At 69.4% G+C, this 25,224-nt stretch carries 23 protein-coding genes and 1 riboswitch; of the genes, 10 read left to right on the top strand and 13 right to left on the bottom strand.

The window, feature by feature from the left end:
• Positions 1–67 precede the first annotated feature (67 nt).
• Positions 68–295, top strand: coding sequence for a glycine zipper 2TM domain-containing protein (locus tag ACEU5R_RS24430; RefSeq protein WP_103272657.1), 228 nt, complete (start codon positions 68–70; stop codon positions 293–295).
• Positions 296–428: 133 nt separating this feature from the next.
• On the opposite strand, the gene minE is transcribed toward ACEU5R_RS24430, so the two are convergent.
• The 4 genes from minE to ACEU5R_RS24410 form a co-directional block, all read right to left on the bottom strand.
• Positions 429–701, bottom strand: coding sequence for a cell division topological specificity factor MinE (gene minE, locus ACEU5R_RS24425; protein ID WP_103272658.1), 273 nt, complete (start codon positions 699–701; stop codon positions 429–431).
• Between the two features lie 3 nt (positions 702–704).
• Positions 705–1,520, bottom strand: coding sequence for a septum site-determining protein MinD (gene minD, locus ACEU5R_RS24420; protein WP_103272659.1), 816 nt, complete (start codon positions 1,518–1,520; stop codon positions 705–707).
• A gap of 117 nt (positions 1,521–1,637) precedes the next feature.
• Positions 1,638–2,504: a septum site-determining protein MinC gene (gene minC, locus ACEU5R_RS24415; RefSeq protein WP_392412229.1), complete on the bottom strand. Its 867-nt coding sequence runs from the start codon at positions 2,502–2,504 to the stop codon at positions 1,638–1,640.
• A 275-nt stretch (positions 2,505–2,779) separates the two neighbouring features.
• Entirely contained in the window at positions 2,780–4,573 is a 1,794-nt protein-coding gene (locus ACEU5R_RS24410) for a glutamine--tRNA ligase/YqeY domain fusion protein (RefSeq protein WP_392412228.1), read from the bottom strand.
• 153 nt (positions 4,574–4,726) lie between these two features.
• On the opposite strand from ACEU5R_RS24410, the gene ACEU5R_RS24405 reads away from it, so the two are divergent.
• Together ACEU5R_RS24405 and ACEU5R_RS24400 are read left to right on the top strand one after the other, a co-directional pair.
• A complete protein-coding gene (locus tag ACEU5R_RS24405) occupies positions 4,727–6,070 on the top strand; it encodes a cytochrome ubiquinol oxidase subunit I (protein ID WP_392412226.1) in 1,344 nt (447 codons plus the stop codon).
• On the top strand, positions 6,067–7,122 hold the full coding sequence (locus tag ACEU5R_RS24400; protein ID WP_103272663.1) for a cytochrome d ubiquinol oxidase subunit II: 1,056 nt from the start codon (positions 6,067–6,069) through the stop codon (positions 7,120–7,122). The genes ACEU5R_RS24405 and ACEU5R_RS24400 overlap by 4 nt, the downstream gene beginning before the upstream one ends.
• 85 nt (positions 7,123–7,207) lie before the next feature.
• Here ACEU5R_RS24400 and recQ read toward each other — a convergent pair whose 3' ends face one another.
• Both recQ and ACEU5R_RS24390 read right to left on the bottom strand, forming a co-directional pair.
• Complete coding sequence (recQ, locus tag ACEU5R_RS24395) at positions 7,208–9,037, bottom strand: DNA helicase RecQ (RefSeq protein WP_103272664.1); 1,830 nt, start codon at positions 9,035–9,037, stop codon at positions 7,208–7,210.
• Positions 9,038–9,131: 94 nt separating this feature from the next.
• Positions 9,132–10,469, bottom strand: coding sequence for a fimbrial protein (locus ACEU5R_RS24390; RefSeq protein ID WP_392412224.1), 1,338 nt, complete (start codon positions 10,467–10,469; stop codon positions 9,132–9,134).
• Between the two features lie 229 nt (positions 10,470–10,698).
• Here ACEU5R_RS24390 and ACEU5R_RS24385 point away from each other — a divergent pair, with 229 nt between their 5' ends.
• From ACEU5R_RS24385 to ACEU5R_RS24365, 5 genes are all read left to right on the top strand, one after another.
• Complete coding sequence (locus ACEU5R_RS24385; RefSeq protein ID WP_103276329.1) at positions 10,699–11,400, top strand: response regulator; 702 nt, start codon at positions 10,699–10,701, stop codon at positions 11,398–11,400.
• 149 nt (positions 11,401–11,549) lie between these two features.
• On the top strand, positions 11,550–13,085 hold the full coding sequence (locus ACEU5R_RS24380; RefSeq protein WP_103272666.1) for an ATP-binding protein: 1,536 nt from the start codon (positions 11,550–11,552) through the stop codon (positions 13,083–13,085).
• Positions 13,086–13,172: 87 nt separating this feature from the next.
• On the top strand, positions 13,173–14,246 hold the full coding sequence (ruvB, locus tag ACEU5R_RS24375) for a Holliday junction branch migration DNA helicase RuvB (protein WP_103272667.1): 1,074 nt from the start codon (positions 13,173–13,175) through the stop codon (positions 14,244–14,246).
• Positions 14,247–14,332: 86 nt separating this feature from the next.
• Positions 14,333–15,310, top strand: a complete 978-nt coding sequence (locus tag ACEU5R_RS24370; protein ID WP_103272668.1) for a threo-3-hydroxy-L-aspartate ammonia-lyase — start codon at positions 14,333–14,335, stop codon at positions 15,308–15,310.
• A gap of 81 nt (positions 15,311–15,391) precedes the next feature.
• Positions 15,392–16,303, top strand: coding sequence for a complex I NDUFA9 subunit family protein (locus ACEU5R_RS24365; RefSeq protein WP_103272669.1), 912 nt, complete (start codon positions 15,392–15,394; stop codon positions 16,301–16,303).
• A 27-nt stretch (positions 16,304–16,330) separates the two neighbouring features.
• Here ACEU5R_RS24365 and ruvA read toward each other — a convergent pair whose 3' ends face one another.
• The 6 genes from ruvA to ACEU5R_RS24335 all read right to left on the bottom strand — a co-directional run bounded on the left by ruvA (position 16,331) and on the right by ACEU5R_RS24335 (position 21,830).
• Positions 16,331–16,903: a Holliday junction branch migration protein RuvA gene (ruvA, locus tag ACEU5R_RS24360; protein WP_103272670.1), complete on the bottom strand. Its 573-nt coding sequence runs from the start codon at positions 16,901–16,903 to the stop codon at positions 16,331–16,333.
• Between the two features lie 96 nt (positions 16,904–16,999).
• On the bottom strand, positions 17,000–17,545 hold the full coding sequence (gene ruvC, locus ACEU5R_RS24355) for a crossover junction endodeoxyribonuclease RuvC (RefSeq protein WP_212315136.1): 546 nt from the start codon (positions 17,543–17,545) through the stop codon (positions 17,000–17,002).
• Entirely contained in the window at positions 17,545–19,134 is a 1,590-nt protein-coding gene (purH, locus tag ACEU5R_RS24350; protein ID WP_103272672.1) for a bifunctional phosphoribosylaminoimidazolecarboxamide formyltransferase/IMP cyclohydrolase, read from the bottom strand. Before purH ends, ruvC begins: the two co-directional genes overlap by 1 nt.
• Before the next feature lie 105 nt (positions 19,135–19,239).
• Positions 19,240–19,479, bottom strand: a complete 240-nt coding sequence (locus tag ACEU5R_RS24345; protein ID WP_006217670.1) for a helix-turn-helix domain-containing protein — start codon at positions 19,477–19,479, stop codon at positions 19,240–19,242.
• A gap of 36 nt (positions 19,480–19,515) precedes the next feature.
• Positions 19,516–20,541: a tRNA dihydrouridine synthase DusB gene (dusB, locus tag ACEU5R_RS24340; RefSeq protein ID WP_103272673.1), complete on the bottom strand. Its 1,026-nt coding sequence runs from the start codon at positions 20,539–20,541 to the stop codon at positions 19,516–19,518.
• 125 nt (positions 20,542–20,666) lie between these two features.
• The gene (locus ACEU5R_RS24335; protein ID WP_392412217.1) at positions 20,667–21,830 is read right to left on the bottom strand and encodes a UbiH/UbiF/VisC/COQ6 family ubiquinone biosynthesis hydroxylase; all 1,164 of its coding nucleotides are present in this window, start codon (positions 21,828–21,830) and stop codon (positions 20,667–20,669) included.
• A 71-nt stretch (positions 21,831–21,901) separates the two neighbouring features.
• Between ACEU5R_RS24335 and ACEU5R_RS24330 the strand changes: the two genes are divergently transcribed.
• A complete protein-coding gene (locus tag ACEU5R_RS24330) occupies positions 21,902–22,366 on the top strand; it encodes a TM2 domain-containing protein (protein WP_103272675.1) in 465 nt (154 codons plus the stop codon).
• A gap of 9 nt (positions 22,367–22,375) precedes the next feature.
• Here ACEU5R_RS24330 and ACEU5R_RS24325 read toward each other — a convergent pair whose 3' ends face one another.
• A complete protein-coding gene (locus ACEU5R_RS24325) occupies positions 22,376–23,719 on the bottom strand; it encodes an aminopeptidase P N-terminal domain-containing protein (protein ID WP_392412216.1) in 1,344 nt (447 codons plus the stop codon).
• 192 nt (positions 23,720–23,911) lie between these two features.
• A riboswitch (yybP-ykoY riboswitch) is annotated at positions 23,912–24,062 on the top strand.
• Positions 24,063–24,159: 97 nt separating this feature from the next.
• Between ACEU5R_RS24325 and ACEU5R_RS24320 the strand changes: the two genes are divergently transcribed.
• Positions 24,160–25,164 (top strand): sodium:calcium antiporter, encoded by a 1,005-nt coding sequence (locus ACEU5R_RS24320; RefSeq protein ID WP_103272677.1) that lies wholly within the window; start codon positions 24,160–24,162, stop codon positions 25,162–25,164.
• Positions 25,165–25,224 lie beyond the last annotated feature (60 nt).

Here is a 25,224-nt window from a genome sequence, read left to right as displayed (position 1 = left end):
AGGGAAGCGCGCGCTCGCAACCAGCAGGATCCAGCGCTTTTCCGGGAACAAGAACAGGAGTCCCATCATGAAAATCGCATCCATCACCAAGATCTGCGCGGCGACCGCGCTGGCTGTCACCATGGCGGGCTGCTCGTCGTGGGACAGCATGAGCCATCGCCAGAAAAGCACCGTGGGCGGCGCCGCGTTGGGCGGCGTGGCCGGCGCGGTGATCACCAACGGCGGCATCCTCGGCACGGTCGGCGGCGCGGCCATCGGCGGCGTGATCGGCGACCAGGTCGGCAAGCGGCGCTGACGCGGCGGCCGCATTCCGGCCACCCATGAAAAAACGCCCGGCGCGATGCCGGGCGTTTTGCTTTGGCCGGCCGCCGCGTGGCGGCCGAGCTTCGTTGCGCGCGGGCGGGAACTTGCGATCCCGCCGGCGGGCGTCAGGCGTTGGGGCTCGAGGTCTCGCCTTGCGGCATCTCGATCTTCACCTCCAGGACTTCCAGCGTGTCCTGGCGTTCCAGGTGCACCTTGATGTCCTCGGGGTTGATCTTGACGTACTTGGAGATCACGGCGATGAGTTCCTGCTGCAGCTGCGGCAGGTAGTCGGGCGAATCGCCGCGGCCCCGCTCGTGGGCCAGGATGATCTGCAGCCGCTCCTTGGCGACGGAGGCGGACGTTTTCTTTTGACCGAGCAGAAACGACAGGAAGGACATTGCTTACTTGCCTCCGAACAGGCGTTTCAGGAAACCGGGCTTTTCGTAGTCGGTGAAGCGCAGGGCCTTGTCTTCGCCCAGGTAGCGGGCGACGACGTCCTTGTAGGCTTCGGACACGTCGGTGTCTTTCAGGTGGATGGCCGGCAGGCCCTGGTTGGACGCCTGCAGCACGGCTTCGGACTCGGGGATCACGCCGATCAGCTTGATGCGCAGGATGTCCTCGATGTCGGTCAGCGACAGCATCTCGCCGTCGACCACGCGCTTGGGGTTGTAGCGCGTGAGCAGCAGGAATTCCTTGACCGGCTCGTTGCCTTCCACGGCGCGCTTGGACTTGGCGGCCAGGATGCCCAGGATGCGGTCGGAGTCGCGCACGGACGAGACTTCGGGGTTGGTCACGACGATGGCGTCATCGGCGAAGTAGGCGGCCATCAGCGCGCCGGTCTCGATGCCGGCCGGCGAATCGCAGACGATGTATTCGAAGCCCATTTCCTTCAGGTCGTTGATGACCTTTTCCACGCCTTCCTGGGTCAGCGCGTCCTTGTCGCGGGTCTGCGACGCGGGCAGGATGAAGAGGTTCTCGAGCTGCTTGTCCTTGATCAGGGCCTGGTTCAGCGTGGCTTCGCCCTGGATCACGTTGACGAAGTCGTACACCACGCGCCGTTCGCAACCCATGATGAGATCCAGGTTGCGCAGGCCGACGTCGAAGTCGATGACAGCGGTCTTGTGGCCCCGCATCGCGAGTCCCGCGGAAAAACTGGCGCTGGTCGTGGTCTTGCCCACGCCGCCTTTGCCGGAAGTCACCACAACGATGCGTGTCATGACGATCAAACCCTTATGTTCGAATAAATCGCGTTATCGTAAAGCAAAAAGCCCTTGTAAGGCTTCTTACAGAATGTGTGTAGTTGATTTGCGCCCTTGCGCGAATCGGGTGTTGCGTCAGGCCTTCAGGGCCTCGATGCGCAGCGTGTCGCCGTCCAGTCGGACCAGCGCCGGTTGGTTGTGCAGCGAGCGGTCTAGCTTGTCCTCGACCACGCGATACACGCCGGCCACGGCCAGCAGCTCGGCGTCCAGGTGCGTGGTGAAGATGCGGGCCGTGGCATCGCCGCGCGCGCCCGCCATGGCCTTGCCGCGCAGCGGGCCGTACACATGCACGTTGCCGTCGGCGATGACCTCGGCGCCCTGGCTGACCATGCCGATGACCACCAGGTCGGTGTGGCGCGCATAGACGCGCTGGCCGGAGCGCAGCGGCTTGGTGATGACCAGCGCCGACGAGGAGTGCGGCGCGAAGGCGGTCGGGGCAGGCGCCGAGGTGGCGCTGGCGGCCTCGCGTTCCGGCATGGGGTTGGGCGAGGGCGCGGCCTTGCCGGCGGGCGCGGGCTCGGCGGTGTCGCTGGGCGCGGGCGCGGTCGTCACGGCGGCGGCCTGGATCGAGGGCACCGGCGTGGAGACATCATTGGCCGGGGCCATGTCCACCGCCTGGGCGGGACGCGGGGCCGGCGTGGACAGTTCCACGGGCGTCAGGCCCGCCTTGCGGGCCGCTTCCAGGTTGGCGCCTTCGGCCACCACGCCGATGGGCGGCAGGTTGTGTCCGCGCAGCGCGGCGATCAGCGCCGGCCAGTCGATGGCTTCCTCGACGCGGCTGGCGTCGACCACCACGGGTTCGTTCTCGAAGAAGCTGCCGGCGTCGGCCATGCGCTTGGCCAGCGCGGCGCTCAGGCGCTCGGGATCGGCGCTGTGCAGGACCACCCGGATCGCATACAGGGTGGCGCTCTTGAAGTCCAGGGCTAGGGATTCAGTGTTCATCTTGGTGTGGGACGGCGGCCGGGCACGGGAAAAAGGGCCCGTTCCGCCGGCGCGCGGATGTCGGGCATGATAACCCGCCGGGGGCGGTTTCTCGCGTTCCGACATTGGGGGAAAAGCGCGCCTTTCCCCTCATTTCGTGCTGTTGGCGCTTTCCCAAGGCCAAGCGTTCTCCAAGAGCAGCACGCCCGTCCCGATCGGGGCCGCGCGGAGCCGGCTTTGCCGGTCCGCGGCGGCGCCCCCTGGAGGGGGAAGCGCGAAGCGCTTCGGGGGTGGGTCTACGCTGCCCACGAGTCACGCAGGGTGACGACGCGGTTCAGGACGGGGTTTTCCGCCGTCGATTCCTTCAGGTCCGCCGTGAAGTAGCCCAGGCGCTCGAACTGCCAGGTCGCGCCCGGCGTCGCCACGGTGCCCGGTTCCAGCCAGGCCGTCACGGTCTGTTTGGAGTTCGGGTTCAGGCAGGTCAGGAAATCCTTGTCGCCGCCGTCCGGGCGGGGGTCGGCGAACAGGCGGTCATACAGATGGATCTGCGCGGGCACGGCATGCGCGGCGCTGACCCAGGTGATGTTGCCCTTGACCTTGACGCTGTCGGCGCCCGGCGTGCCGCTCTTGGTGTCCGGCAGGTATTCGGCCTGGACTTCCACGACCTCGCCGGCCTCGTTCTTGGTGAAGCCGGTGCAGCGCACCACGTAGCCGTACTTCAGGCGCACGGTGTTGCCGGGGAACAGGCGGAAGTACTTCTTCGGCGCTTCCTCGCGGAAGTCGTCGCGCTCGATCCAGAGTTCGCGCGTCAGCGGGAATTCGCGCTGGCCGGCCTCGGGGTCGTGCGGATTGCGCGGCGCCGTGCAGATTTCGCTCTGGCCTTCGGGGTAGTTGGTGATGACCAGCTTGAGCGGGTCCAGCACCGCCACCGAGCGCGCGGCCACCGGATCCAGGTCGTCGCGCACGGCCTGCTCCAGCAGGCTGTAGTCGATGCGCGAATCGGACTTGGACACGGCGGTACGGTCGCAGAACAGGCGGATCGACGACGCGGTGTAGCCGCGGCGGCGCAGGCCGAAGATGGTCGGCATGCGGGGGTCGTCCCAGCCGTCGACGTGGCCTTCGCGCACCAGTTGCAGCAGCTTGCGCTTGCTGGTGACGATGTAGCTCAGGTTCAGGCGGGCGAATTCGTACTGGCGCGGCAGCGGCTGCGCCAGCTTGCCCAGTTCGGCCAGGCGCGCCAGGATCCAGTCGTAGAACGGGCGCTGGTCTTCGAATTCCAGCGTGCAGACGCTGTGCGTGATGCCTTCGAGCGCGTCCTCGACCGGATGCGCCCAGCTGTACATCGGGTAGATGCACCACTTGTCGCCGGTGCGGTGATGGTGGGCGTGGCGCACGCGGTACATGACCGGGTCGCGCAAGTTGATGTTGGGCGAGGCCATGTTGATCTTGGCGCGCAGCACCAGGCTGCCGTCAGGATGCTTGCCGTCGCGCATCTCGCGCAGCAGCGCCAGCGATTCGGCGGCCGGGCGGTCGCGCCAGGGCGAGTTGACGCCCGGTTCGGTCAGCGTGCCGCGGTTGGCGCGGATCTCGTCGGCGCTCTGCGCGTCCACGTAGGCGTGGCCGGCCTCGATCAGCGCTTCGGCGAACTCGTACATGTAGCCGAAGTAGTCGCTGGCGAAATACAGGTTGTCGTTGCCGTCGGCCTTCCAGTCGAAGCCCAGCCAGTGCACGGCCTCGATGATGGCGTCGACGTACTCCTGGTCTTCCTTCTCGGGATTGGTGTCGTCGAAGCGCAGGTGGCAGACGCCGCCGAAGTCACGCGCCAGGCCGAAGTTCACGCAGATGCTCTTGGCGTGGCCGATGTGCAGGTAGCCGTTGGGCTCCGGCGGGAAGCGCGTGCGGATCCGGGCCGGGTCGGGCTGACCCTGCTGCTGCACCGCCGCCGGGCCGGGCTTGCCCGCCCAGCGCTTGTCCTGGTAGCGGTTGGCCTGGAGATCGTCCGTGACGATGTTCAGCAGGAAATTGGACGCGGCCGCGGGGGCGGCGGCGGCCGGAGTCGGCGAGGAAGGCGGCGTCGGGGCGGAAGTCATTCTTGAAAGAATAGGAAAAAGCGGCGACAAAGCGTCAATTTTGCCATGATCCGCAAGGAGGGCCTCCGGGGGCTGGTCAAGCCGGGTTGCAAATGGCTCCCATCTTCCGGGGACAGGCTCTACACTTATGGGCCTGTCTACCCTGTTGGCATCATGGATATATCCACTCTATCACTGGCCCGTGCGCAGTTCGTGACCAGTCTGAGTTTCCTGGCGCTGTTCCTGTCCGTCGCCCTGGCGCTGGCCTGGATCCTGCTGTTCTTCAAGCTGCGCGCCCGCATGAGCGGCAACGGCGGCTGGACCGCCGCCTATCGCTTCTGGGTTCGCATCTTCGCCCTGTCCTTCGTGCTGACGCTGGCGGCCAGCGTGCCGGTGCTGATCCAGCTTGGCAGCCTGTGGGCGGGCCTGATGGACAAGATCGGCAATGTGGCCGGCCCCTTGCTGGGCTACGGCATCCTGTCGGCCTTCATTCTCAAGTCCTGCTTCCTGGGCGTCATGCTGTTCGGCCAGCGCCGCGTGTCCGACGGCGCCCATACGCTGGCGGTGCTGATGGTGGCGGTGGGCCAGCTGGTGGCGGTGTTCTGGGTGCTGGCCCTGCAATCGTGGATGCAGACGCCCGACGGCGCGCTGCTGGTGGATGGCCGCTATCAGGTCTATGACTGGGCTGCCGTGGTGTTCAATCCGTCGATCGGCTGGCGCATGGCGCAGGTGGCGCTCGGCTCGGCCCTGGCGGCCGCGTTTCTCATCATCGGCGTGACGGCGCTGCAGGCGCTGCGCCGGCCGCTGGGCGACGGCGAGCGCTGCGCCTTCAAGGCCGCGCTGGTCATCGCCGCGGCCGCCGCCTTGCTGCAAGGGCCGGCGGTGGTGGGCGCGGCGCAGGTGATGGCCAAGTACCAGCCGGCCAAGGCCGCCGCCGCCGCGGGCTACTGGGAAAGCGGCGCCAGGCCCAACCTGGTGCTGTTCGCCTGGCCGGACGCGCTGTCGCACCAGAATCAGGCCGAACTGGCCATCTCCAATGCCGGCGGCCGCTGGTTGCATCGCAATGACGATGGCTCCTATCAAGGGCTGGACAAGTATTCCGGCATGCTGCCGCCCGTGGCGCTGACCTTCTGGTCCCTGCGCGTGGCGGTCGGGCTGGGACTGCTGATGCTGGTCGCGTCCTGCGTCACGCTGATGTGGACCTGGCGGCGCGAGCTGGATCCGTCCGGCCTGCCGCGCGGATGGCTGCGGATGCTGTGCGGCATGATGTTCTCGGGCGGCATCGCGGTGGTGGCGGGCTGGTGGGTGTCGATCATCGGCCTGCAGCCCTTCGTGGTGAACGGCACCATCACGCAGACGGAGGTGCTGGGCACGGCCTCGTCCGGCGCGGTGCTGTACGGCCTGATCGGCTACGGCCTGCTGTACGCGCTGTTGCTGGCCGCGTTCGCCGGGATGCTGTTCCACGCGGCGCGCTACGGCGTGGTGCCGGTGCGCAAACTGGGCGGAGGTGCGCAATGATCGCGATGCTGGCCGCTTCGCAAGGGCTCAATCCCGACGATCCCTCGTTCTGGATGCCGCTGGCCTTCATGGCGTTGCTGTTCGTGGTGATCGCCGCCGGCGTTGTGCTGGACGGCTTCGACCTGGGCGTGGGCATCCTGCTGCAACTGGCGCCGGCCGAAGAGCGCGGCCGCATGATGAGCCTGCTCAGCCCCTGGCGCGACGCCAACGAGTTCTGGCTGCTGCTGGGCATGGGCCTGTTCGCCTCGGCCTTTCCCTTCGCCTGGGGCGCGGTGCTGGGCAAGCTGTATGGCCCGCTGACCTTCATGGTGCTGGGCGTGGTGCTGCGCAGCGTGGCGTTCGAGTTCCGCATCCGCGCCCGCAACGAGCACAAGCCGCGCTGGATTTTCGCCTTCTGGGCGGGGTCGCTGATGACGGCCTTCGGCCAGGGCATGCTGCTGGGCCGTATCGCCACCGGCTACCAGTCCGACGCCGGCTATGGCTGGTTCGCGTTGTTCGTGGGCCTGTGCGCGGTCGCGGCCTATGTGCTGCTGGGCGCGTCATGGCTGGTGATGCGGGTCGATGGCGACCTGCAGCGCCGGGCCGCGAACTGGGCCCGCCACGCCATCCGCTGGACGGCCGTGGGCATGGTGGCGATCGCGGTGACGCTGGGCCTGGCCAACGCGGGCATCTTCTACAAGTGGAGCAACATCGCCCATCTGAGCCTCGCGGCCACGGTCTGGGTGTTGATGCTGGGTGGCTTCGTCGCGGCGGAAATGCTGCTGGCGCGGCTGCCGGGGCAGGCCGACCGTTTCAGCTGGCTGCCCTTCGTGCTGTGCGTGGCGCTGTTCCTGCTGATGCTGTGCGGGCTGGCCTACAGCCTATTCCCCTACCTGATCCTGGACGACATGACGCTGTGGGACGGCGCCGGCGCGCTGGGCTCGATGCGGCTGGTCATGGCGGGCGCGGTGATCGGGATTCCGGTGGTGCTGGTGTTCAACATCCTGGCGTACCGCTCGGTGTTCGGCAAGGAGCGCCCGCCCGTGCCGCTGCTGCCGCCGCCGTCGCCCTGACCCGGGGCGCGGAACCTGTGCGCGGCGCTTGCCGCGCGGCATGCACAGCGCGGCGCCTGGGCGCCGCGCTTGCGTTTTGACGGCCTCAGACGATGGGGCGGGCCACCCGTTGCAGGATTTCCTCGCCGTAGGCTTCGAGCTTGCGCGCGCCGACGCCGCTGATGTGGCTGAGCGCGTCCAGCGTCTCGGGCTGGGCCAGCGCGATCTCGCGCAGCGTGGCGTCGTGGAAGATGACGTAGGCCGGCACGCCGTGGCTCTTGGCCACTTCGCCGCGCCAGGCGCGCAGCGCCTCGAACAGCGGTTGCAGTTCCGGCGGCAGGTCCACGGCGGCGGCCTTGGCGCGTCCGCTGCCGGTCTTGCTCGCGCGGCCCTTCTTTTCGGATTCGCGACGCAGCATGAGCTGGTGCTCGCCCTTGAGCACGGCGCGGCTGCCTTCGGTCAGCGCCAGCGTGCCGTACCCCTCGTTGTCCACGGTCAGCAGGCCCTGCGCCAGCAGCTGGCGCAGCACGCCGCGCCAGGCGGTGTCGCTCAGGTCGGCGCCGACGCCGAAGACGCTCAGCGTCTCGTGGCCGTGCTGCTTGGTGCGCTCGGTGGACTTGCCGCGCAGGATATCGATGATGTGGCCGGCGCCGTAGCGCTGGCCGCGTTCCTTCCATAGACGGTACACGGCCGACAGCACTTTCTGCGCCGCCACCGTGCCGTCCCAGGCCTGCGGCGGGTCCAGGCAGACGTCGCAGTTGCCGCAGGCGCTGATGTGCTGGCCGAAGTAGGCCAGCAGCCGCACGCGGCGGCATTCGACCGTCTCGCACAGGCCCAGCATGGCGTCGAGCTGCTGGCCCAGGCGCCGGCGATAGGCTTCATCGCCAGGCGATTCGTCGATCATGCGGCGCTGCTGCACCACGTCCTGCAGGCCGTAGGCCAACCAGGCGGTGGCGGGCAGGCCGTCGCGGCCGGCGCGGCCGGTTTCCTGGTAGTAGCCTTCCACCGACTTGGGCAGGTCGATGTGGGCCACGAAGCGCACGTCGGGCTTGTCGATGCCCATGCCGAAGGCGATGGTGGCCACCATGACCACGCCGTCCTCGCGCAGAAAGCGCGACTGGTTGGTGGCGCGCACCTGGGCGCTCAGGCCGGCGTGGTAGGGCATGGCGTCGATGCCCTGGTTGCACAGGAATTCGGCGGTTTCCTCGACCCGGGCGCGCGACAGGCAATAGACCACGCCCGATTCGCCCTCGTGCTCGTTCTGGATCATGTCCAGCAGCTGCTTGCGCACCTCATTCTTTTCGACGATGCGGTAGCGGATGTTGGGGCGGTCGAAGCTGGAGACGAAATGGCGCGCTTCGTCCAGCGACAGGCGCTGCGCGATTTCGCTTCGGGTGGCCGCAGTGGCGGTGGCGGTCAGCGCGATGCGCGGCACGTCGGGCCAGCGCTCGTGCAGCATCGACAGGCCCAGGTATTCCGGGCGGAAGTCGTGGCCCCATTGAGACACGCAGTGCGCTTCGTCGATGGCGAACAGCGCGATGCGGCCGCGTTCCAGCAGTTGCAGGCAGCGGTCGGTCAGGAGGCGTTCCGGCGCCACGTACAGCAGGTCCAGCTCGCCCGCCAGGAAGGCCCGCTCCACGTCGCGGGCGACCTGCCATTCCTGGGTCGAGTTCAGGAACGCGGCGCGCACGCCGAGTTCGGTCAGCGCGTCGACCTGGTCCTGCATCAGCGCGATCAGCGGCGACACGACGATGCCGGTGCCTTCGCGCACCAGCGAGGGGATCTGATAGCACAGCGACTTGCCGCCGCCTGTGGGCATGAGCACGAGCGCGTCGCCGCCGCCGATCACCTGGTCGACGATGGCTTGCTGGTCGCCGCGGAAGGATTCGTAACCGAAGACGCGCTGCAGGATTTCAAGGGCGCGCGCGTCAGACATGGGGGTAGGCCGGAAGCATCATGGCGGGGATTTTAAGCCCCAATCCGGCGGGCGGCGGCCGGGGATGACTTTTCCGTCCGCCGCGAGGCCGGGGCTACCACTGCAGCCAGGTGCCGCGCATGAAGGTGTCCACCGGCATGCTCAGGTTGGCGCGCCATTCGTAATTGCCGGTAAGGATGTCGCGGTCCGCGCCCACCGCCAGCTTCACGGTCGGCGCCACGAACATGCTGTGCGCCAGGCCGACGCGCTGCGATGACAGCGTGGTGCCTTCGCGCAAGCCGGAATAGGTACCGCTGAGCGTGCCCCAGCCATGGATGGGCACGCCGGCGGACAGCGTGTTGCGGGTTTGCGCGGTGCCCACGCCGCCGCCGCCGTAGCTGGACAGGTCGCCGAAGCCGGCGCCGATCTGCTCGTTGGTATAGCCCAGGTTCAGGTTCTCGGATACGTCGACGTTGTAGCCGAAGCGGTAGCGCCAGGCGTTGACCGCGTCGAAGGAGCTTTGCGTGGCGCCGGCCTGGATCGTGCCGTAGTCGCCAGCCTGGTAGGTGGTGCCCATGCCGCGGGTGGTCAGGGTGGGCGCGCTCTGCATCTGGCCCTCGACGGTGAGCGCCGGCGTCAGGCCGTAGCGTACCGTGCCGCTGCCCACCGAGGCGCCGTAGTCGACGGCGCCGGAACTGGCGCCGGGGTCCATGCGGTTGAGCCGGCCGACCGACGAGGAGTAGCCGAAGCGGCCTTCCGGCAAGGCGGCGCCTGAACCTGTCCAGTTCGAGATCTGCAGGCCGCCGACCGGCGCCGCGCTGCCCCAGAACGGGGCGTTGGTATTCAGGTTGCCGACCGCCACGGCCGGGCCGCTGGTGTCGCGGTAGATCCAGTTCTGGTCGCCGTAGCGCAGCCCGCCTTGTCCGCCGACCGAGGAAAACCAGGCGCGCGAGCGCCGCGAGACGCCGGAGTACACCATCACCGGGCCGCGGGGGATGTCGGCGCTCTCCAGGTCCAGCGCATATTCCGGCGGCGGTTCGGGCGGCGCCTCCTGGCCGCAGCCCAGCGGAGTGGCGGGGGGCGCGGCGTCACCGCTGCCATCGCCGGACAGCGAGGCGCCCAGGCCGGGGATCGCGGCGCCGTCTTCCGGGGCCTGGCCAGGGGGCGGCTGCACGGCGCTGTCCTGGCCGGGTTCGGCCGGCCGAAGGTCGCAGGGCGTGGGGTCCAGCGGCACGGCGCGATTGTCGAAGGACGGAGCCGGACGCACCGGCACCGGCTGCACGGGCGACAGCGCGCCGATGCCGCGGGCGGCATATTGCGGGGCGCCGGCGTAGGGCGGATAGGTTGAGGGCGCTTCGAGCGGACCGCCGACGGCCGGCGCCAGCGGGCAGGCGCAAGCCGCCGTCAGCGCGACACACGACAGCCGCCCGCGCCAGGGTGCGGGAACGGCCATAGACATGCAGTGTAGAAAATGCGCGCCGCCATATCTGTAAACGATTCTTATAAAACCGGACCAGCGGCTGCAAGCGGAACCTATTTTACGTCCGGGGCTGCGCCTGTCCGGCCGGCGCTGCCCGCGCATGGAAAGACCAGGTAAATTCGGCAAACGTCGTGCAACGGGTATATTTCAGATGATTTCCTGGCTCTTGCGGCCGGGCGCGGAGCGGCCCACTATGGCATCCATGGAAAATCCCCACACCAAATTGCTGGTTGTCGATGACGATCCGGCGTTGCGGCAATTGCTGGCCGATTACCTGAACCGGCACGGCTACGACACCCTGCTGGCGCCGGACGCCAGCGACCTGGCCAATCGCATCACCCGTTATGCGCCCGACCTGCTGGTCCTGGACCGGATGCTGCCCGGCGGCGACGGCGCCGACGCCTGCCGCCGGCTGCGCGAGCAGGGCGAGGACATACCCGTCATCCTGCTGACCGCGCGCGACGAGGCGGTGGACCGAATCATCGGCCTGGAGGCCGGCGCCGACGATTACGTCGGCAAGCCCTTCGACCCGCGCGAATTGCTGGCGCGCATCGAGGCCGTGCTGCGCCGCAAGCGCGGTCCGTCCGCGTTGACCAAGGACGCGCCCGTCGCCTTCGGCCCCTTCGTGTTCGATCCCGCGACCCGCCAGCTGTCGCGCGAGCAGGTGGTGGTCAAGCTGACCGGCGGTGAAATCAATCTGCTCGAGGCGCTGGTGCGCAACGCCGGCAAGCCATTGTCGCGCGAGCGCCTGCTGGCGCTGGCGCGCGACGACGACGGCGGCGAGCGCAACGACCGGGCCATCGACATCGCCATCCTGCGGCTGCGTCGCGTGATCGAGACCGATCCCAAGCAGCCGCGCTGGATACAGACGGTCTGGGGCATCGGCTACCGCTTTTCCCCATAAAGGATGAAGCCCACCCCCGAAGCGCTGCGCGCTTCCCCCTCGAGGGGGCGCAGCTGCGGACCGGCGGAGCCGGATCCGCGTTGCCCAGGTCGGCGGGAGGGCATTGTTTGGTTGGGTGGCATATGGTGTGGCGGCGGTTTGGATAAGTGATGCGATTCTCTCTTGGGTTCCTGGTGCCGCGCTCCTTGCGTGCGCGGCTGATTCTGCTGATCCTGGGGGCGGTGCTGCTGACGCAGGCCGCCACGCTGGTCACGGTCACGTACTTCCGCCACAAGTTCATGGAAGACGTGGCCATCGGCTATATCGTGACCACGATCCGCACCTTGCGCGCGGCCGTTTCGCAGGTGCCGGCCGAGGAGCGCGCGGAATTCGTGCGCGCGGCCTCGCAGAACCAGTGGCGGCTGTGGTCGCGGGTGCTGCCGGTCGAGGCGCGGCTGCAGCGCTTCGGCGGCCGCCATCCGCCGCCGCCCCGGGGCGGGCCGAGGCCGCCGCCGGTCAACGCCACGCCCGTGCCGCGCGCGCCGGGGGACATGACCCGCGAGGAAGACGAGGAACGCTCCGCCGCCCGCGCGGCCGAGCGCATGCTCGACCGCCGCGAAGGCGGCTCGCCCTATCGGTCCGAGGTCGATGATGTCCGCCGCGACCTGCGTGGACTGGTGCAGCAGCTCAATGAACGCCTGAACGACGGCACGCGCGTGGCCCTGTCGCGCGGCCCCACGCCCGAGATCTTCATTTCGCTGGCGCCCAATTCCGACAGCGAGGACGTGCCGCGCCTGCGCGAATGGCTGGTGATCCCGCTGGAGCGGCTGGACCCGCCCGTGTCGACGCCGCTGGCCGCGGCCTGGCTGGGCGGCCTGGGCCTGCTGCTGTTGCTGGCAGTCGGGTTTTCCTGGCACATCACGCGTCCGCTCACGCGCCTGGCCGACGCCGCCGACCGCCTGGCCGCCGGACAGCCGCAACGCGTGGATCCCGCCGGTCCGACCGAGACCCGGGCGCTGGGCGAGCGTTTCAACGCCATGCTGGACGCGCTGGCCGAATCGGATTCCGTGCGGCGCACGTTGCTGGCCGGACTGCCGCATGACCTGAAGGGGCCCTTGTCCCGCATGTGGCTGCGCATCGAGCTGGCCGACGATTCCAAGCTCAAGGACGGCCTGCGCGCGGATCTCCAGGACATGCAGCACATGGTCGACCAGTTCATCGGCTTCGTGCGCGGCACCGATCCGGCGGCCTACCGGTATGCGTCCATGGCGCTGCAGGACTGGCTGGGCGAGCGCGTGCGCGCCTGGCAGGGCGCGGGCACCGACATCCGGCTGCACGGCGTCGAGGATCCGGCCCTGGTGGTGCAGGCGGACGCCGTCGCGCTGGGCCGCCTGCTGGACAACCTGATCGGCAATGCGCTGAACCACGGCGCACCCCCGGTCGACGTCAGCCTGCACCGGGAGGGGCGCCACGCGGTGCTGGACGTGGCCGACCACGGGCCGGGCATCGCGCCCGAGCGCCGCCGCGAGGCACTGCGGCCCTTCAGCCGCCTGGATGACGCCCGCACCCGCACCGGCAGCGTGGGCCTGGGGCTGGCGCTGGCCGAGGCCATCGCCCGCGCCCACGGCGGCTCGCTGGAATTGCGTCAGGCCGACTCGGGCGGCTTGTGCGTGCGCGTGCGCCTGCCCCTGTCGGAAGCCGCCTAGTGGGCGGATCCGTCCACGGGGTGGCGCGCCCGGCCGGGCCATCTACGGTACGATGCTCGTTGCATTGTCCCTAGCCGTTTCCGCACCATGGCCATCCAGTCCGATTCGCTCTCCTCCCGTCCCGACGCCGCCCGCATCGTGGCGCCCCAGCCCGCGTCGCCCAACGAGGAATCCATCGAGCGCGCCCTGCGGCCCAAGGCGCTGCAGGAGTACGTCGGCCAGCAGCGCGCGCGCGAACAGCTCGAGATCTTCATCGCCGCCGCTCGCAAGCGCGGCGAGGCGCTGGACCACGTGCTGCTGTTCGGCCCGCCGGGCCTGGGCAAGACCACGCTGGCCCACATCATCGCGCATGAAATGGGAGTGCAGCTGCGCCAGACCTCCGGCCCGGTGCTGGAGCGTCCCGGCGACCTGGCCGCGCTGCTGACCAACCTGGAAAAGAACGACGTCCTGTTCATCGACGAGATCCACCGCCTGTCGCCCGTGGTCGAGGAAATCCTGTACCCGGCGCTGGAGGATTTCCAGATCGACATCATGATCGGCGAGGGCCCCGCCGCGCGCAGCGTCAAGCTGGACCTGCAGCCCTTCACGCTGGTGGGCGCCACCACCCGCGCCGGCATGCTGACCAATCCGTTGCGTGACCGCTTCGGCATCGTCTCGCGGCTGGAGTTCTACAACGCCGCCGACCTGGGCCACATCGTCACGCGCAGCGCGGGCCTGCTCAACGCCGAAATCACGCCGGACGGCGCCGCCGAGGTCGCGCGCCGCGCCCGGGGCACGCCCCGCATCGCCAACCGCCTGCTGCGGCGCGTGCGCGATTACGCCGAGGTCAAGGCGCGCGGCACCATCGACGCCGACGTGGCGGGCCGCGCCCTGGCCATGCTGGAAGTCGATCCGCAAGGGCTGGACCTGATGGACCGCAAGCTGCTGGAAGCCATCATCCACAAGTTCGACGGCGGACCGGTGGGCGTGGACAGCCTGGCGGCGGCTATCGGCGAAGAGCGCGACACCATCGAGGACGTGATCGAGCCCTACCTGATCCAGCACGGCTATCTGCAGCGCACGCCGCGCGGCCGCACCGCCACGCTGACCACCTGGCGTCATCTCGGGCTGACGCCGCCCGCCGGCGCGGCCAGCGGCAGCGGGGATCTGTTCGGCAAGTAGCCGCGGCGGGCCGGCCGCGCGGCGGGACGGTCCGGGCAGGTATATGATCCCAGGGTTTCGACCCCCGCGATCTGAGGACCCGTCCCATGCAGCCTGATTTGCCCACGAATCTCCCCAGCTACGACGATATCGTCCGCGCCAGCGAGCGCCTGGCCGGCCACGCGCACCGCACGCCCGTGCTGACCTCGGCCACCGCCGACGCGATCGCCGGGGCCTCGCTGTTCTTCAAGTGCGAGAATTTCCAGCGCATGGGCGCGTTCAAGTTTCGCGGCGGCTACAACGCCATCGCGCGCCTGACCCCGGCGCAGCGCGCCGCCGGCGTGGTGACGTTCTCGTCCGGCAACCATGCCCAGGCCATCGCGCTGGCTTCGCGCATGCAGGGCGTGCAGGCCACCATCATCATGCCGCTGGACGCTCCCGCGGCCAAGCGCGCCGCTACCGAGGGCTACGGCGGCAAGATCGTGACCTACGACCGCTACACCGAGGACCGCGAGGAAATCGCCCGCCGCATCCAGGCCGAGACCGGCGCCACGCTGATCCCGCCTTATGACCACGAGGACGTGATCGCGGGGCAGGGCACGGCGGCCAAGGAACTGTTCGAGGAAGTGGGCGAGCTGGATTACCTGTTCGTCTGCCTGGGCGGCGGCGGGTTGCTGAGCGGATCGGCGCTGGCCGCCTATGCGCTGAGCCCGCGCTGCCTGGTCTACGGCGTGGAGCCCGAGGCCGGCAACGACGGCCAGCAATCGCTGCGCAAGGGTGAAGTGGTCCGAATTCCCGCGCCCAAGACCCTGGCCGACGGCGCCGCCACGACCCACCTGGGCAACCTGACCTTCCCGCTCATCCAGAAGTACGTGCGCGACATCGTCACCGTGACCGACGATCAGCTGGTGGCGACCATGAAGTTCTTCGCCGAAAGGATGAAGATGGTGGTGGAGCCGACCGGCTGCCTGTCCACCGCGGCCGTGCTGCAGAACGTGGTGCCGGTGCGCGGCGCGCGCGTGGGGATCGTCATCAGCGGCGGCAACGTCGACCTGCCGGCCTACGCCAAACTGCTCTCCATTTGATTTTTCAACGCCGGCGCGCCCTTGCGGATGCGTTGACCGCAAGGCAGAATCGGGCTGAATCCTGACGAACAGGGGCTGCTCATGCGTATCCTTGTCATCGGCGGCACCGGCTTCATCGGCCGTCGCCTGGTCGCCCGGCTTTCCGGCGGCGGACAGCACCAGATCCTGGTGCCCACCCGTAGCTATGGCCGCGGGCGGGATCTGCAGATCCTGCCCGGCGTCACGCTCACGGCCGACGACGTCCACGACGACGCCACGCTGGACCGCCTGCTGCGCGGCTGCGACGCCGCTGTCAACCTGGTCGGCATCCTGCACGGCAAGGCCGGCAAGCCTTATGGCTCCGATTTCGCCCGTGCGCACGTGACGTTGCCGCAGCGGGTGGCGCAGGCCTGCCGGCGGCAGGGCGTGCGACGCCTGCTGCACATGAGCGCGCTGGGCGCCGATTCCGCCGGCGCCAGCATGTACCAGCGCTCCAAGGGCGACGGCGAGGCCGCCGTGCGCAAGGAACTCGAAGGCTGGCGCGACGGCGGCTGGACCATCTTCCGTCCGTCCGTGGTGTTCGGCCCGGATGACAATTTCACCAACCTTTTCGCCCGCCTGGCGCGCTGGCTGCCCGTGCTGCCGCTGGCGGGCGCGCACGCGCGCATGCAGCCGGTCTATGTGGGCGACGTGGTGGCCGCGATGACGGCGGCGCTGGACGACACGCACGCCTGCGGCAAGACCTATGAGCTGGGCGGACCGCAGGTCTACACGCTGGGCGAGATCGTGCGCCTGTGCGCCGCCTGGAGCGGGCATCCGCGTCAGGTCTGGCCCATGCCGATGGGCCTGGGCCGCCTGCAGGCGCTGTTTTTCGAATGCCTGCCCGGCGAGCCGCTGATGTCGCGCGACAACCTGGATTCGTTGCGCAGCGATAACGTCTGTTCCGGACCGATGGCGCCCGAGCTGCGAGTGGTGCCGACCGGGCTGGAAACGGTGGCGCCCAGCTATCTGTAGCGCCCGCCGCCGGCGCGGGTCGCGATGTCAGCGCACCAGCGCCTTGAGCGCCAGCTTGATGCCGTCGGACACGCCCACGCCTTCGGGCAGCGTCTTCAGCGCCGACAGCGACTCCTTCTCCGAGTAGCCCAGCGCCAGCAGCGCGTTCAGGATGTCCGATTGATTGTCGGGCGTGGCATGCGCCTGGGCGCCGATGTCGGCGCCGAGCTTGCCGCGCATTTCCAGCAGCAGGCGTTCCGCCGTTTTCTTGCCGATGCCCGGCACGCGGGTCAGGCGGCCGGATTCCTGCAGCGTGATGGCCTGGGCCAGGTCGGCCACCGACAGGCCGGACAGCACCGACAGCGCGGTGCGCGCGCCGATGCCGCTGACCTTGATCAGCTCGCGGAAGGCGCTGCGTTCGCCGGCCGTGGCGAAGCCATACAGGATGTGGGCGTCCTCGCGCACCGTCAGGTGCGTGTAGAGCGTGACGCGCGCGCCGTTCTCGGGCAGCGCGTACAGCGTGCTCATGGGCACGTCGATGTCGTAGCCCAGTCCGTTGACGTCCACGCAGACGGTGGGCGGCAGTTTCTCGATCAGGGTTCCGGTGATGCGTCCGATCATGGCGGGAAGATGGCGTGAAAAGTGGAGCCGCGCGGATGCGCGGCGGGATGCGGGGATTCTATACGCGCGGCGCGGGCCGCGGGAGGGCGGGGCGGCTCAGCCGACCAGGCGGCCGTTGCGCAGCCGGGTCTGGCCGCCGCCCAGCGCCGCGCCCAGGCGGCCGAGCTTGTCCTGCAGCGGCCCGGCGTGCGCGTGGCAGATGGCGCAGGCCAGCGCGTCGGCCGAGTCGGGGGCCGGCGTGCCGTCCAGGGACAGCAGGTGCTGGACCATCATCTGCACCTGCTCCTTGGCGGCGCGGCCGGTGCCGACCACGGCTTTCTTGATCTGCAGCGCGGTGTATTCGTGCACGGCCAGCGCGCTGTCGGCCAGCGCGCACAGCGCCGCGCCCCGCGCCTGGCCCAGCAGCAGGGTTGAGGCGGGGTTGGTGTTCAGGAAGACGATTTCCAGCGCGGCCACGTCCGGCCGGGTTTCCTGCGCCACCTGGCGCAGGTTGTCCAGGATGACCTTCAGGCGTTCGGACAGCGCCAGCGACGGCGGGACCACGATGGTCCCGCTGGCGACGTAGCGCAGGCGCATGCCGTCGGCATCGACCACGCCGAAGCCGGTGCGGCGCAGGCCGGGATCGATGCCGAGGATGCGCATCAGTGGCGGAAGTGGCGGGTGCCGGTCAGCACCATGGCGATGCCGTGCTCGTCGGCCGCCGCGATGACTTCATCGTCACGCACGCTGCCGCCGGGCTGGATCACGCAGGTCGCGCCCGCGGCCACCACCACGTCCAGGCCATCGCGGAACGGGAAGAACGCGTCCGACGCCACGGCCGAGCCCTTGAGCGTCAGGCCGGCGTTCTCGGCCTTGATCGAGGCGATCCGGGCCGAGTCGATGCGGCTCATCTGGCCGGCGCCCACGCCCAGCGTCATGCCGCCGCCCACGAACACGATGGCGTTGGACTTGACGTACTTGGCGACCTTCCAGGCGAAGGCCAGGTCGTCCATTTCCTGTTCGGTGGGCTGGCGCTTGGTCACGACCTTGAGCGCGTCGCGCGGCACGTTGTAGGCGTCCGGGGTCTGCACCAGCCAGCCGCCGCCCACGCGCTTGACGTCGAAGGCGTTCTGGCCGGCGCCCATCGGCACTTCCAGCACGCGCACGTTCTTCTTGGCGGCCAGGATGGCCAGCGCCGCGCCGTCATAGGCCGGCGCCAGCAGCACTTCCAGGAACTGCGCGCTGACGGCTTCGGCCGTGGCGGCGTCGACCGGGCGGTTGAAGGCGATGATGCCGCCGAAGGCCGAGGTCGGGTCGGTCTTGAACGCCTGCTGGTAGGCGCCCAGCGTGTTGGCCGCGACGGCCACGCCGCAGGGGTTGGCGTGCTTGACGATGACGCAGGCGGGCGCCTCGAAGCTGCGCGCGCATTCCCAGGCCGCGTCGGCGTCGGCGATGTTGTTGTACGACAGTTCCTTGCCTTGCAGCTGGCGGTAGTTGCCAAGCAGGCCGGCCGGACGTTGCGGATCGACGTAGAAGGCCGCCGTCTGGTGCGGGTTCTCGCCGTAGCGCAGGGCCTGCTGCTGCTTGACCTGCAACGTCAGCGTGCCGGGCCATTCGTTGCGGGCCGGGGCGGCGTCCTGCTTGGGCTCGGCTTCGGCCAGGCTGCTCAGGTAGGCGGCGATGGCGCCGTCATAGGCGGCGGTGTGGGCGTAGACCTTGCCGGCCAGTTCCAGGCGCAGGCCATAGGAGGTGTTGCCGCCCTTGTCCATTTCGCCCAGCACGCGCGAGTAGTCCACCGGGTCGATGACCACGGTCACGCCGCCGGCTTCGGTGCCGTGGTTCTTGGCGGCGGCGCGCAGCATGGCCGGGCCGCCGATGTCGATGTTCTCGACCGCGTCGGCGAAGGTGCAGCCGGGCTTGGCGACCGTTTCGCGGAACGGGTAGAGGTTGACCACCAGCATGTCGATGCGGTCGATGCCCGCCGCCTTGATGGTGTCCATGTGCTCGGCGCTGTCGCGGCGCGCCAGCAGGCCGCCGTGGATCTTCGGATGCAGCGTCTTGACGCGGCCGTCCAGGATCTCGGGCGAACCGGTGTGGGCGGCGACCTCGGTGACGTTCAGGCCGGACTCGGCCAGCAGCTTGGCGGTGCCGCCGGTCGAGAGCAGGCGCACGCCGCGCGCGGCCAGGGCGCGGGCAAATTCAACGATGCCGGTCTTGTCGGACACCGAAAGCAGGGCGGTTTCGATTTTCATGGTGAGGGCGGAGTGGGGCGCGGGCGCCTTTCTCGTTCGGGTACTGGATGGGAAATCTGGAAGGGGGCGGCCAGTGCCGGGCTGGCCGTCCGCTGGCGTGGTGATCTATACCTGGATGTTGTGGGCGAGCAGCTTCTTGCGCAGCGTGTTGCGCGTGATGCCCAGCATTTCGGACGCCCGCGACTGGTTGCCGCCGGACCGTTCCAGCGCCACTTCAAGCACCGGGCGCTCAACGCAGCGCATCACCATGTCCCACATGTCGTGAGGCTCGGATTCACCCAGGTCTTCGAAATAGCGCTCCAGGCTGGCGCGCACGCATTCTTCCAGGACATCTTTCTTGCTCATCGGAGTACAGATATTTTTATGTTGGTGTTGAGGCGGTCATGCCGCCAGCAGGGCTTGAACGGCCGGCGCCGGATTGCGGTCGCCGTCGTTCGATAGTGCGAGGAACCATTCCGACACCGCCCGCCATTGGTCGCGGGTGTTGTCGATGAGGTTCATGCGGTCGCGGAACGAGTCCGCGTCCGGCAGGCCTTCCAGATACCAGCCGATATGCTTGCGCGCCGTGCGTACGCCGGTGTGCTCGCCATAGAAGCGGTAGTGGTCGTCGAGGTGTTCGAGCAGCAGCTCGCGCATTTCCCCATAGGAGGGCGGGGCGAGTTTTTCGCCCGTGCGCAGGTAGTGGTCGATTTCGCGGAAGATCCAGGGACGGCCCTGGGCCGCCCGTCCGATCATCACCGCGTCGGCGCCAGTGTAATCCAGGACGTGTTTCGCTTTCTCGGGCGAGTCGATGTCGCCGTTGGCGATGAGCGGGATCTTCAGCTCCGCGCGGACCGCGCGGATGGTGTCGTATTCGGCATGGCCGGTGTACAGGTCGGCGCGGGTGCGGCCGTGCAGGGTCAGGGCGGCGATGCCGGCGTTCTCGGCCAGCCGGGCCACGCGCAGCGCGTTGCGGCTCTCGCGGTCCCAGCCGGTGCGGGTCTTGAGCGTGACGGGCACGCCCAGCGGCGCGCAGGCGGCCACCACGGCGTCCAGGATGCGGACGATCAGGTCTTCGTGGCGCAGCAGCGCCGAGCCGGAGGCCACGTTGCAGACCTTCTTGACCGGGCAGCCCATGTTGATGTCGATGATCTTGGCGCCCCGGGCCGCGTTGAAAGCGGCGGCCTCGGCCATCATGGCCGGGTCGGCGCCGGCGATCTGGACCGAAATGGGGGCGATCTCGCCGTCGTGGTTCAGGCGGCGCGAGGTCTTGACGCTGTCCCACAGCTTGGGGTTGCTGGCCGCCATTTCGGACACGGCATAGCCGGCCCCCAGCTTCTTGCAAAGCTGCCGGAAAGGCCGATCGGTCACGCCCGCCATGGGCGCGACCAGTACGTTGTTGGGGAGAGTCCAGGGACCGATGCGCATGGTCACATTTTAACCGGCCTGATCGAACCCTCTTTTTTGTCCGACAACGGCTTGGTAACAAGCCTGGGCGGACGAGGCAGAGCGCGGCCCCTTTCCAGGGCCGGATCGTGGCGGCCGGCGCCGGGCTAGGTCCGGAATCCTTGCAGCAGATGCCGGGCCAGCGGCGCGCGCAGCGGCGCCGCCAGGTCCAGGCCCAGCAGCGCCAGGCCGCAGGCATGTTCCACCGGCGCCAGGCCGGTGGCGAACACGCGCGGCATCAGGTCGGTCAGGCCGGCGGTGATCAGGCGGTCGAACTGGCGCGCGCCGGCGAACTCGGCCAGCGCCGGGGCAGGGCTGGCGTCCGGGCCTGGCAGCCAGGCGCCCAGCGCCTGCGCCAGCCGGGCGGCGTCGCGCAGGCCCAGGTTCAGGCCCTGGCCCGCCACCGGGTGCAGGGTCTGGGCGGCATTGCCGATGGCCGCCACGCGCCCTTGCACCTGGGCGCGGCGGGCGCTCAGCGCCAGCGGGAAAACGTGACGCGGCGCCTGGCTGGACAGGCGGCCGAGGCGGTCGCCGAAGGCGGCGCTCAGCGCGCGCGAGAAGGCCGCGTTGTCCAGCGCGGCCAGTTCGGCGGCGCGTTGCGGCGTGCTGCACCAGACCACGGAATGGGCTTCGGGCGTGTGCGGATGGGGCAGCAGGGCCAGCGGCCCCTCGGACGTGAAGCGCTCCCAGGCCCAGCCGGGGCGCGGCAGGGTGGCGTGCGCCGTGGTCAGCACGGCGTGCTGGCCGTAGTCGCGGCGCAGGTCCTCGCCGCCCGCGCCGTCGGACTGCACCACCACCCGGCAGCGCAATTCGGTGTCGCCCTGGGCGACGCGCACGCCGTCGGCATCCTGCTCCAGGATCCGGGCCGGCGGTCCCGACAGCAGGGTCACGCCGCACTGGGCGACGCGGGCTTCGAGCCGGGCGTAGAGGCCCGAATAGCCGACCACGCTGCCCAGCTGCGGCACGTCGAAGTCGGTATGGCGGATCAGGCTGCGGCCCAGGCGGCCGCGCTGCGAGACATGGATGCTGCGGATGTCGGCCGAGCGTTCCGGCCAGGCGTCCAGCGATTCGAGCAGCACGCGGCTGCCGTGGTTCATGGCCAGCACGCGCGGATCGGCCGCGGGCGCGGCGTCCGCCGTGGAGGCGGGGGCCGTGCCTTGCAGCAGCGCGATGCGGGCCGGATCCGGCGCCACCCGAGCCAGCATCAGGGCCAGGACGCGGCCGACGGGGCCGGCGCCGAGAATCGCAATGTCGAAGGCGGAAGCAGTCATGTGCGGAAGTTTAACCGTCCACTACAATCGCCGGCAGGCGGCGTGCGCGGTCACGCCACAGGAGCGATGACATGACGCAGGCTCAGGCTACTTCTTCGATTTCCGCTGCAATCCCGCGCCGGCCGCGGGGCAAGGTCGCGGTCGGCCTGCTGGCCTGCTTCCTGGGCTGGGCGGGCGCGCACTGGTGGTATCTCGGCCGCCGCCATGCCTGGGCGGTGAGCCTGTACGCCGCGCTGGCGCTGGCCGGCGCCTTCAGTCTTTATCCGGTCTGGTACGACAACCCGGCTTTCTTTCTGTTGTTCATTCCCATGATCGACGGCTTCGTCGAGAGCGTGGTCTTCTCGCTCATGTCCGACGAGAAATTCGACCGGCGCTACAACCCCGATCTGGGCCGCCCGTCGGCGACGGGCTGGGGGCCGGTCCTGGTGGCGCTGAGCGCCTGCCTGATCGGCTCGATCGTGGCCATGTTCGCCATCGCCATGGTGGTGGTGTACGTATGGGTGGCGATGGGCTGGCTGGACGGCTACGTGCTGTAGCCGCCGCGCCTATTCACGCATCAGCGCCTCGATCTCGCCGGCCTGCACCGGCACGCCGCGGGTGATCAGCTCGCAGCCCTCGTCCGTGACCAGCGCGTCGTCCTCGATGCGGATGCCGATGTTCCAGTAGGCCTCGGGCACGTCGTCGGCGGGGCGCACATAGATGCCGGGCTCGATGGTCAGCATCATGCCGGCCTGCAGCGCGCGCCAGGGACGCTCGCCGCCCTGCGCGGGGCCGGGCTGACGGTAGTCGCCCACGTCATGGACGTCCAGGCCCAGCCAATGGCCGGTGCGGTGCATGTAGTAGCGGCTGTAGGCGCCGGATTCGATCACGCCGTCCAGCGATCCTTTCAGCAGCTTCAGGTCCAGCATGCCCTGGGCCAACACCCGGACGGCGGCGTCGTGCGAATCGTTGCAGGATCGGCCCGGCGCCGTGGCCTGCACGGCGGCGTCCTGCGCGGCGGCCGTCAGGTCGTACAGCGCCCGCTGCGGACCGCTGTAGCGGCCGTTCACGGGAAAGGTGCGCGTGATGTCGCTGGCATAGCTGTCGACCTCGCAGCCGGCATCGATCAGCACCAGGTCGCCGTCACGCAGCACGGCGTCGCCCGCCGGGTAGTGCAGCACGCAGGCGTTGGCGCCGGCCGCCACGATGCTGTTGTAGGCCACCGACTGCGCGCCCTGGCGCCGGAATTCATACAACAGCTCGGCTTCCAGCTCGTACTCGCGCATGCCGGCGCGGGCGGCCCGCATGGCGCGGGCGTGAGCGCCGGCGGAGATCTTGGCGGCGCGGCGCATGGCGGCGATCTCCGTGGCGTCCTTGATCAGCCGCATCTCCGCCAGAATGGGGGCCACGTCCTGCTGCCGTTCGGGCGGCAGGCGGCCGCCGCGTCCGGATTCGCGGGCGGCGGCCAGCCAGCGCCGCAGCCGGCCGTCGGCGCGCCGGTTGCCCGCCAGCGGCGCGTACAGCGTGGGCTGGTCCATCAGCAGCGTGGGCATCAGTTCGTCGAGCGCGTCGATCGGATGGGCGTCGTCAAAGCCGAAGCGTTCGGCGGCGGCTTCCGGGCCGAAGCGCTTGCCTTCCCAGATCTCATGCTCGACATGTCGCGGACGGCAGAACAGCAGCGCGCGGTCGGTGGCGCCGGCGATCAGCACCAGCCAGGCCTCCGGCTCGGTGAAGCCGGTGAGGTAGAAGAAGTCGCTGTCGTGCCGGTAGGGATATTCGGCGTCGCGGTTGCGGACGGCCTCGGGCGCGGTGGCGAGCACGGCGATGCCGCCGCCGGCCGCGCGCATGCGTTCCATCAGGCGGTGGCGGCGGGCGGCATAGGGGGCGATATCGTCGGGCGGCAGGCTCATGGGCGGCCGGGGCGCACTGCCCCGCGGGTGGCGTTTGTCGGGAAGCGGCATGCGGCGGCGGGCGGCTCGAATGCCTGGACGCAGGCTGCGTTGACTTCCACTTTAACGCGGCTGGGCGGCGCTCGCGCGGTCGCGCGGAGCGTCCGCGCCGCCTGTGCGGAAATTCCCGCCCGCGCGGCCGGCGGGCTGCTACAATCGCGGCTCAGTCATTGGGGAGTAGCCATCCTTTGTTCCCCAAAGGAGTCAGCGTCAACAAACTTGGTGGTTCAGGTTGCGGAGCAACCGCTGGAACCCCATGGCGCTGACGGTTTCCATGCTCGCGGCGCGCCCGCCACATGGAACTGCCAGGCGAGACCTTTGGCCGCGTTGCGTTCACCCCTGGCCGGGCGAGCGGCAGCGTCGTGCCATCGGTATCCGCTCGTCCGGCCGCATTCGCTCCCATGTTGCTCACCCTGTTCCTGTTTTTCCTGTCCGCGGCGGTCATCTATTTCGCCTGCGAGTACTTCGTCAATGGCGTCGAGTGGGTCGGCCACCGGTTCGAGCTGGGCGCCACCGCGACGGGCACCGTGCTCGCCGCCTTCGGCACCGCGCTGCCGGAAAGCGCCGTGACCTTCATGGCTGTCGTGTTCGGCGATACCCCAGAGCAGAAGGACATCGGCGTGGGCGCCGCGATGGGCGGTCCGCTGGTACTGGCGACGCTGGCCTACGCGGTCGTCGGCCTGGCCCTGTGGCGCGCCCACCGTGGCCGCGCGACGCAATTGGACTGTATCAACGCGGACCAGCGCAGACTGGCCCGCGACCAGGCCTGGTTCATGGGCATCTTCGTCTTCAAGGTCGGGCTGGGGCTGCTGGCCTTCGCCTGGAAGCCCTGGCTGGGCATCCTGTTCCTGGTCACCTACGGCCTCTATGTGAAGCGCGAGCTGAGCAATGACGAGGAAAGCCTGGCCAGCGAAGACCTGGAGCCGCTCAAGCTGCGCCCCCGCGACACGGATCCCGCGCTGTCCTGGGCCATCACGCAGACGGTGCTGGCGCTGGTGGTGATCGCCGGCGCGTCGCATGTGTTCGTCAACCAGATCGAGACGCTGGGCGTGGCCATGGGCGCTTCGCCGCACCTGGCGGCGCTGCTGCTGGCGCCGGTCGCCACCGAGCTGCCGGAAATCATGAACGCGCTGATCTGGGTGCGCCAGGGTAAAGAGCGGCTGGCCTTGGCCAACATCTCGGGCGCCATGATGATCCAGGCCACCATTCCCAGCGCGCTGGGCATCTTCATGACGCCTTGGCTGCTGGACGCCCCCTTGCTCGCGGCCGGCCTGTTCACCATGCTGTCCATCGGCCTGCTGTGGCTGCGCTTCCGCTCTTCCGGCATCACCGTGCCGGTGCTGTCGGCGGCGGGTGGCTTCTACGCCTTGTTCGCCATCTACCTGGGCTGGCACTTCTACGCGTGAGGACGGCGCAGCGCGCTTCTGTCGGAGGACGGTGGGGGGGGGGGGGGGGGGGCGGGGGGG

Origin of the sequence: Achromobacter sp. 413638 (genome assembly GCF_043119405.1) — a bacterium.
Taxonomy (GTDB): Bacteria; Pseudomonadota; Gammaproteobacteria; order Burkholderiales; family Burkholderiaceae_B; genus Achromobacter.
The sequence above is the reverse complement of the archived record's forward strand: the minus strand, read 5'-3'. Positions and strand labels throughout refer to the sequence as shown.

Bases quoted from the DNA above. Each gene is read 5' to 3' on its own strand.
- ACEU5R_RS24430 (WP_103272657.1), top strand. From the start codon at position 68: ATGAAAATCGCATCCATCACCAAGATCTGCGCGGCGACCGCGCTGGCT.
- minE (WP_103272658.1), bottom strand. From the start codon at position 701: ATGTCCTTCCTGTCGTTTCTGCTCGGTCAAAAGAAAACGTCCGCCTCC.
- minD (WP_103272659.1), bottom strand. From the start codon at position 1,520: ATGACACGCATCGTTGTGGTGACTTCCGGCAAAGGCGGCGTGGGCAAG.
- minC (WP_392412229.1), bottom strand. From the start codon at position 2,504: ATGAACACTGAATCCCTAGCCCTGGACTTCAAGAGCGCCACCCTGTAT.
- ACEU5R_RS24410 (WP_392412228.1), bottom strand. From the start codon at position 4,573: ATGACTTCCGCCCCGACGCCGCCTTCCTCGCCGACTCCGGCCGCCGCC.
- ACEU5R_RS24405 (WP_392412226.1), top strand. From the start codon at position 4,727: ATGGATATATCCACTCTATCACTGGCCCGTGCGCAGTTCGTGACCAGT.
- ACEU5R_RS24400 (WP_103272663.1), top strand. From the start codon at position 6,067: ATGATCGCGATGCTGGCCGCTTCGCAAGGGCTCAATCCCGACGATCCC.
- recQ (WP_103272664.1), bottom strand. From the start codon at position 9,037: ATGTCTGACGCGCGCGCCCTTGAAATCCTGCAGCGCGTCTTCGGTTAC.
- ACEU5R_RS24390 (WP_392412224.1), bottom strand. From the start codon at position 10,469: ATGGCCGTTCCCGCACCCTGGCGCGGGCGGCTGTCGTGTGTCGCGCTG.
- ACEU5R_RS24385 (WP_103276329.1), top strand. From the start codon at position 10,699: ATGGAAAATCCCCACACCAAATTGCTGGTTGTCGATGACGATCCGGCG.
- ACEU5R_RS24380 (WP_103272666.1), top strand. From the start codon at position 11,550: ATGCGATTCTCTCTTGGGTTCCTGGTGCCGCGCTCCTTGCGTGCGCGG.
- ruvB (WP_103272667.1), top strand. From the start codon at position 13,173: ATGGCCATCCAGTCCGATTCGCTCTCCTCCCGTCCCGACGCCGCCCGC.
- ACEU5R_RS24370 (WP_103272668.1), top strand. From the start codon at position 14,333: ATGCAGCCTGATTTGCCCACGAATCTCCCCAGCTACGACGATATCGTC.
- ACEU5R_RS24365 (WP_103272669.1), top strand. From the start codon at position 15,392: ATGCGTATCCTTGTCATCGGCGGCACCGGCTTCATCGGCCGTCGCCTG.
- ruvA (WP_103272670.1), bottom strand. From the start codon at position 16,903: ATGATCGGACGCATCACCGGAACCCTGATCGAGAAACTGCCGCCCACC.
- ruvC (WP_212315136.1), bottom strand. From the start codon at position 17,545: ATGCGCATCCTCGGCATCGATCCCGGCCTGCGCCGCACCGGCTTCGGC.
- purH (WP_103272672.1), bottom strand. From the start codon at position 19,134: ATGAAAATCGAAACCGCCCTGCTTTCGGTGTCCGACAAGACCGGCATC.
- ACEU5R_RS24345 (WP_006217670.1), bottom strand. From the start codon at position 19,479: ATGAGCAAGAAAGATGTCCTGGAAGAATGCGTGCGCGCCAGCCTGGAG.
- dusB (WP_103272673.1), bottom strand. From the start codon at position 20,541: ATGCGCATCGGTCCCTGGACTCTCCCCAACAACGTACTGGTCGCGCCC.
- ACEU5R_RS24335 (WP_392412217.1), bottom strand. From the start codon at position 21,830: ATGACTGCTTCCGCCTTCGACATTGCGATTCTCGGCGCCGGCCCCGTC.
- ACEU5R_RS24330 (WP_103272675.1), top strand. From the start codon at position 21,902: ATGACGCAGGCTCAGGCTACTTCTTCGATTTCCGCTGCAATCCCGCGC.
- ACEU5R_RS24325 (WP_392412216.1), bottom strand. From the start codon at position 23,719: ATGAGCCTGCCGCCCGACGATATCGCCCCCTATGCCGCCCGCCGCCAC.
- ACEU5R_RS24320 (WP_103272677.1), top strand. From the start codon at position 24,160: ATGTTGCTCACCCTGTTCCTGTTTTTCCTGTCCGCGGCGGTCATCTAT.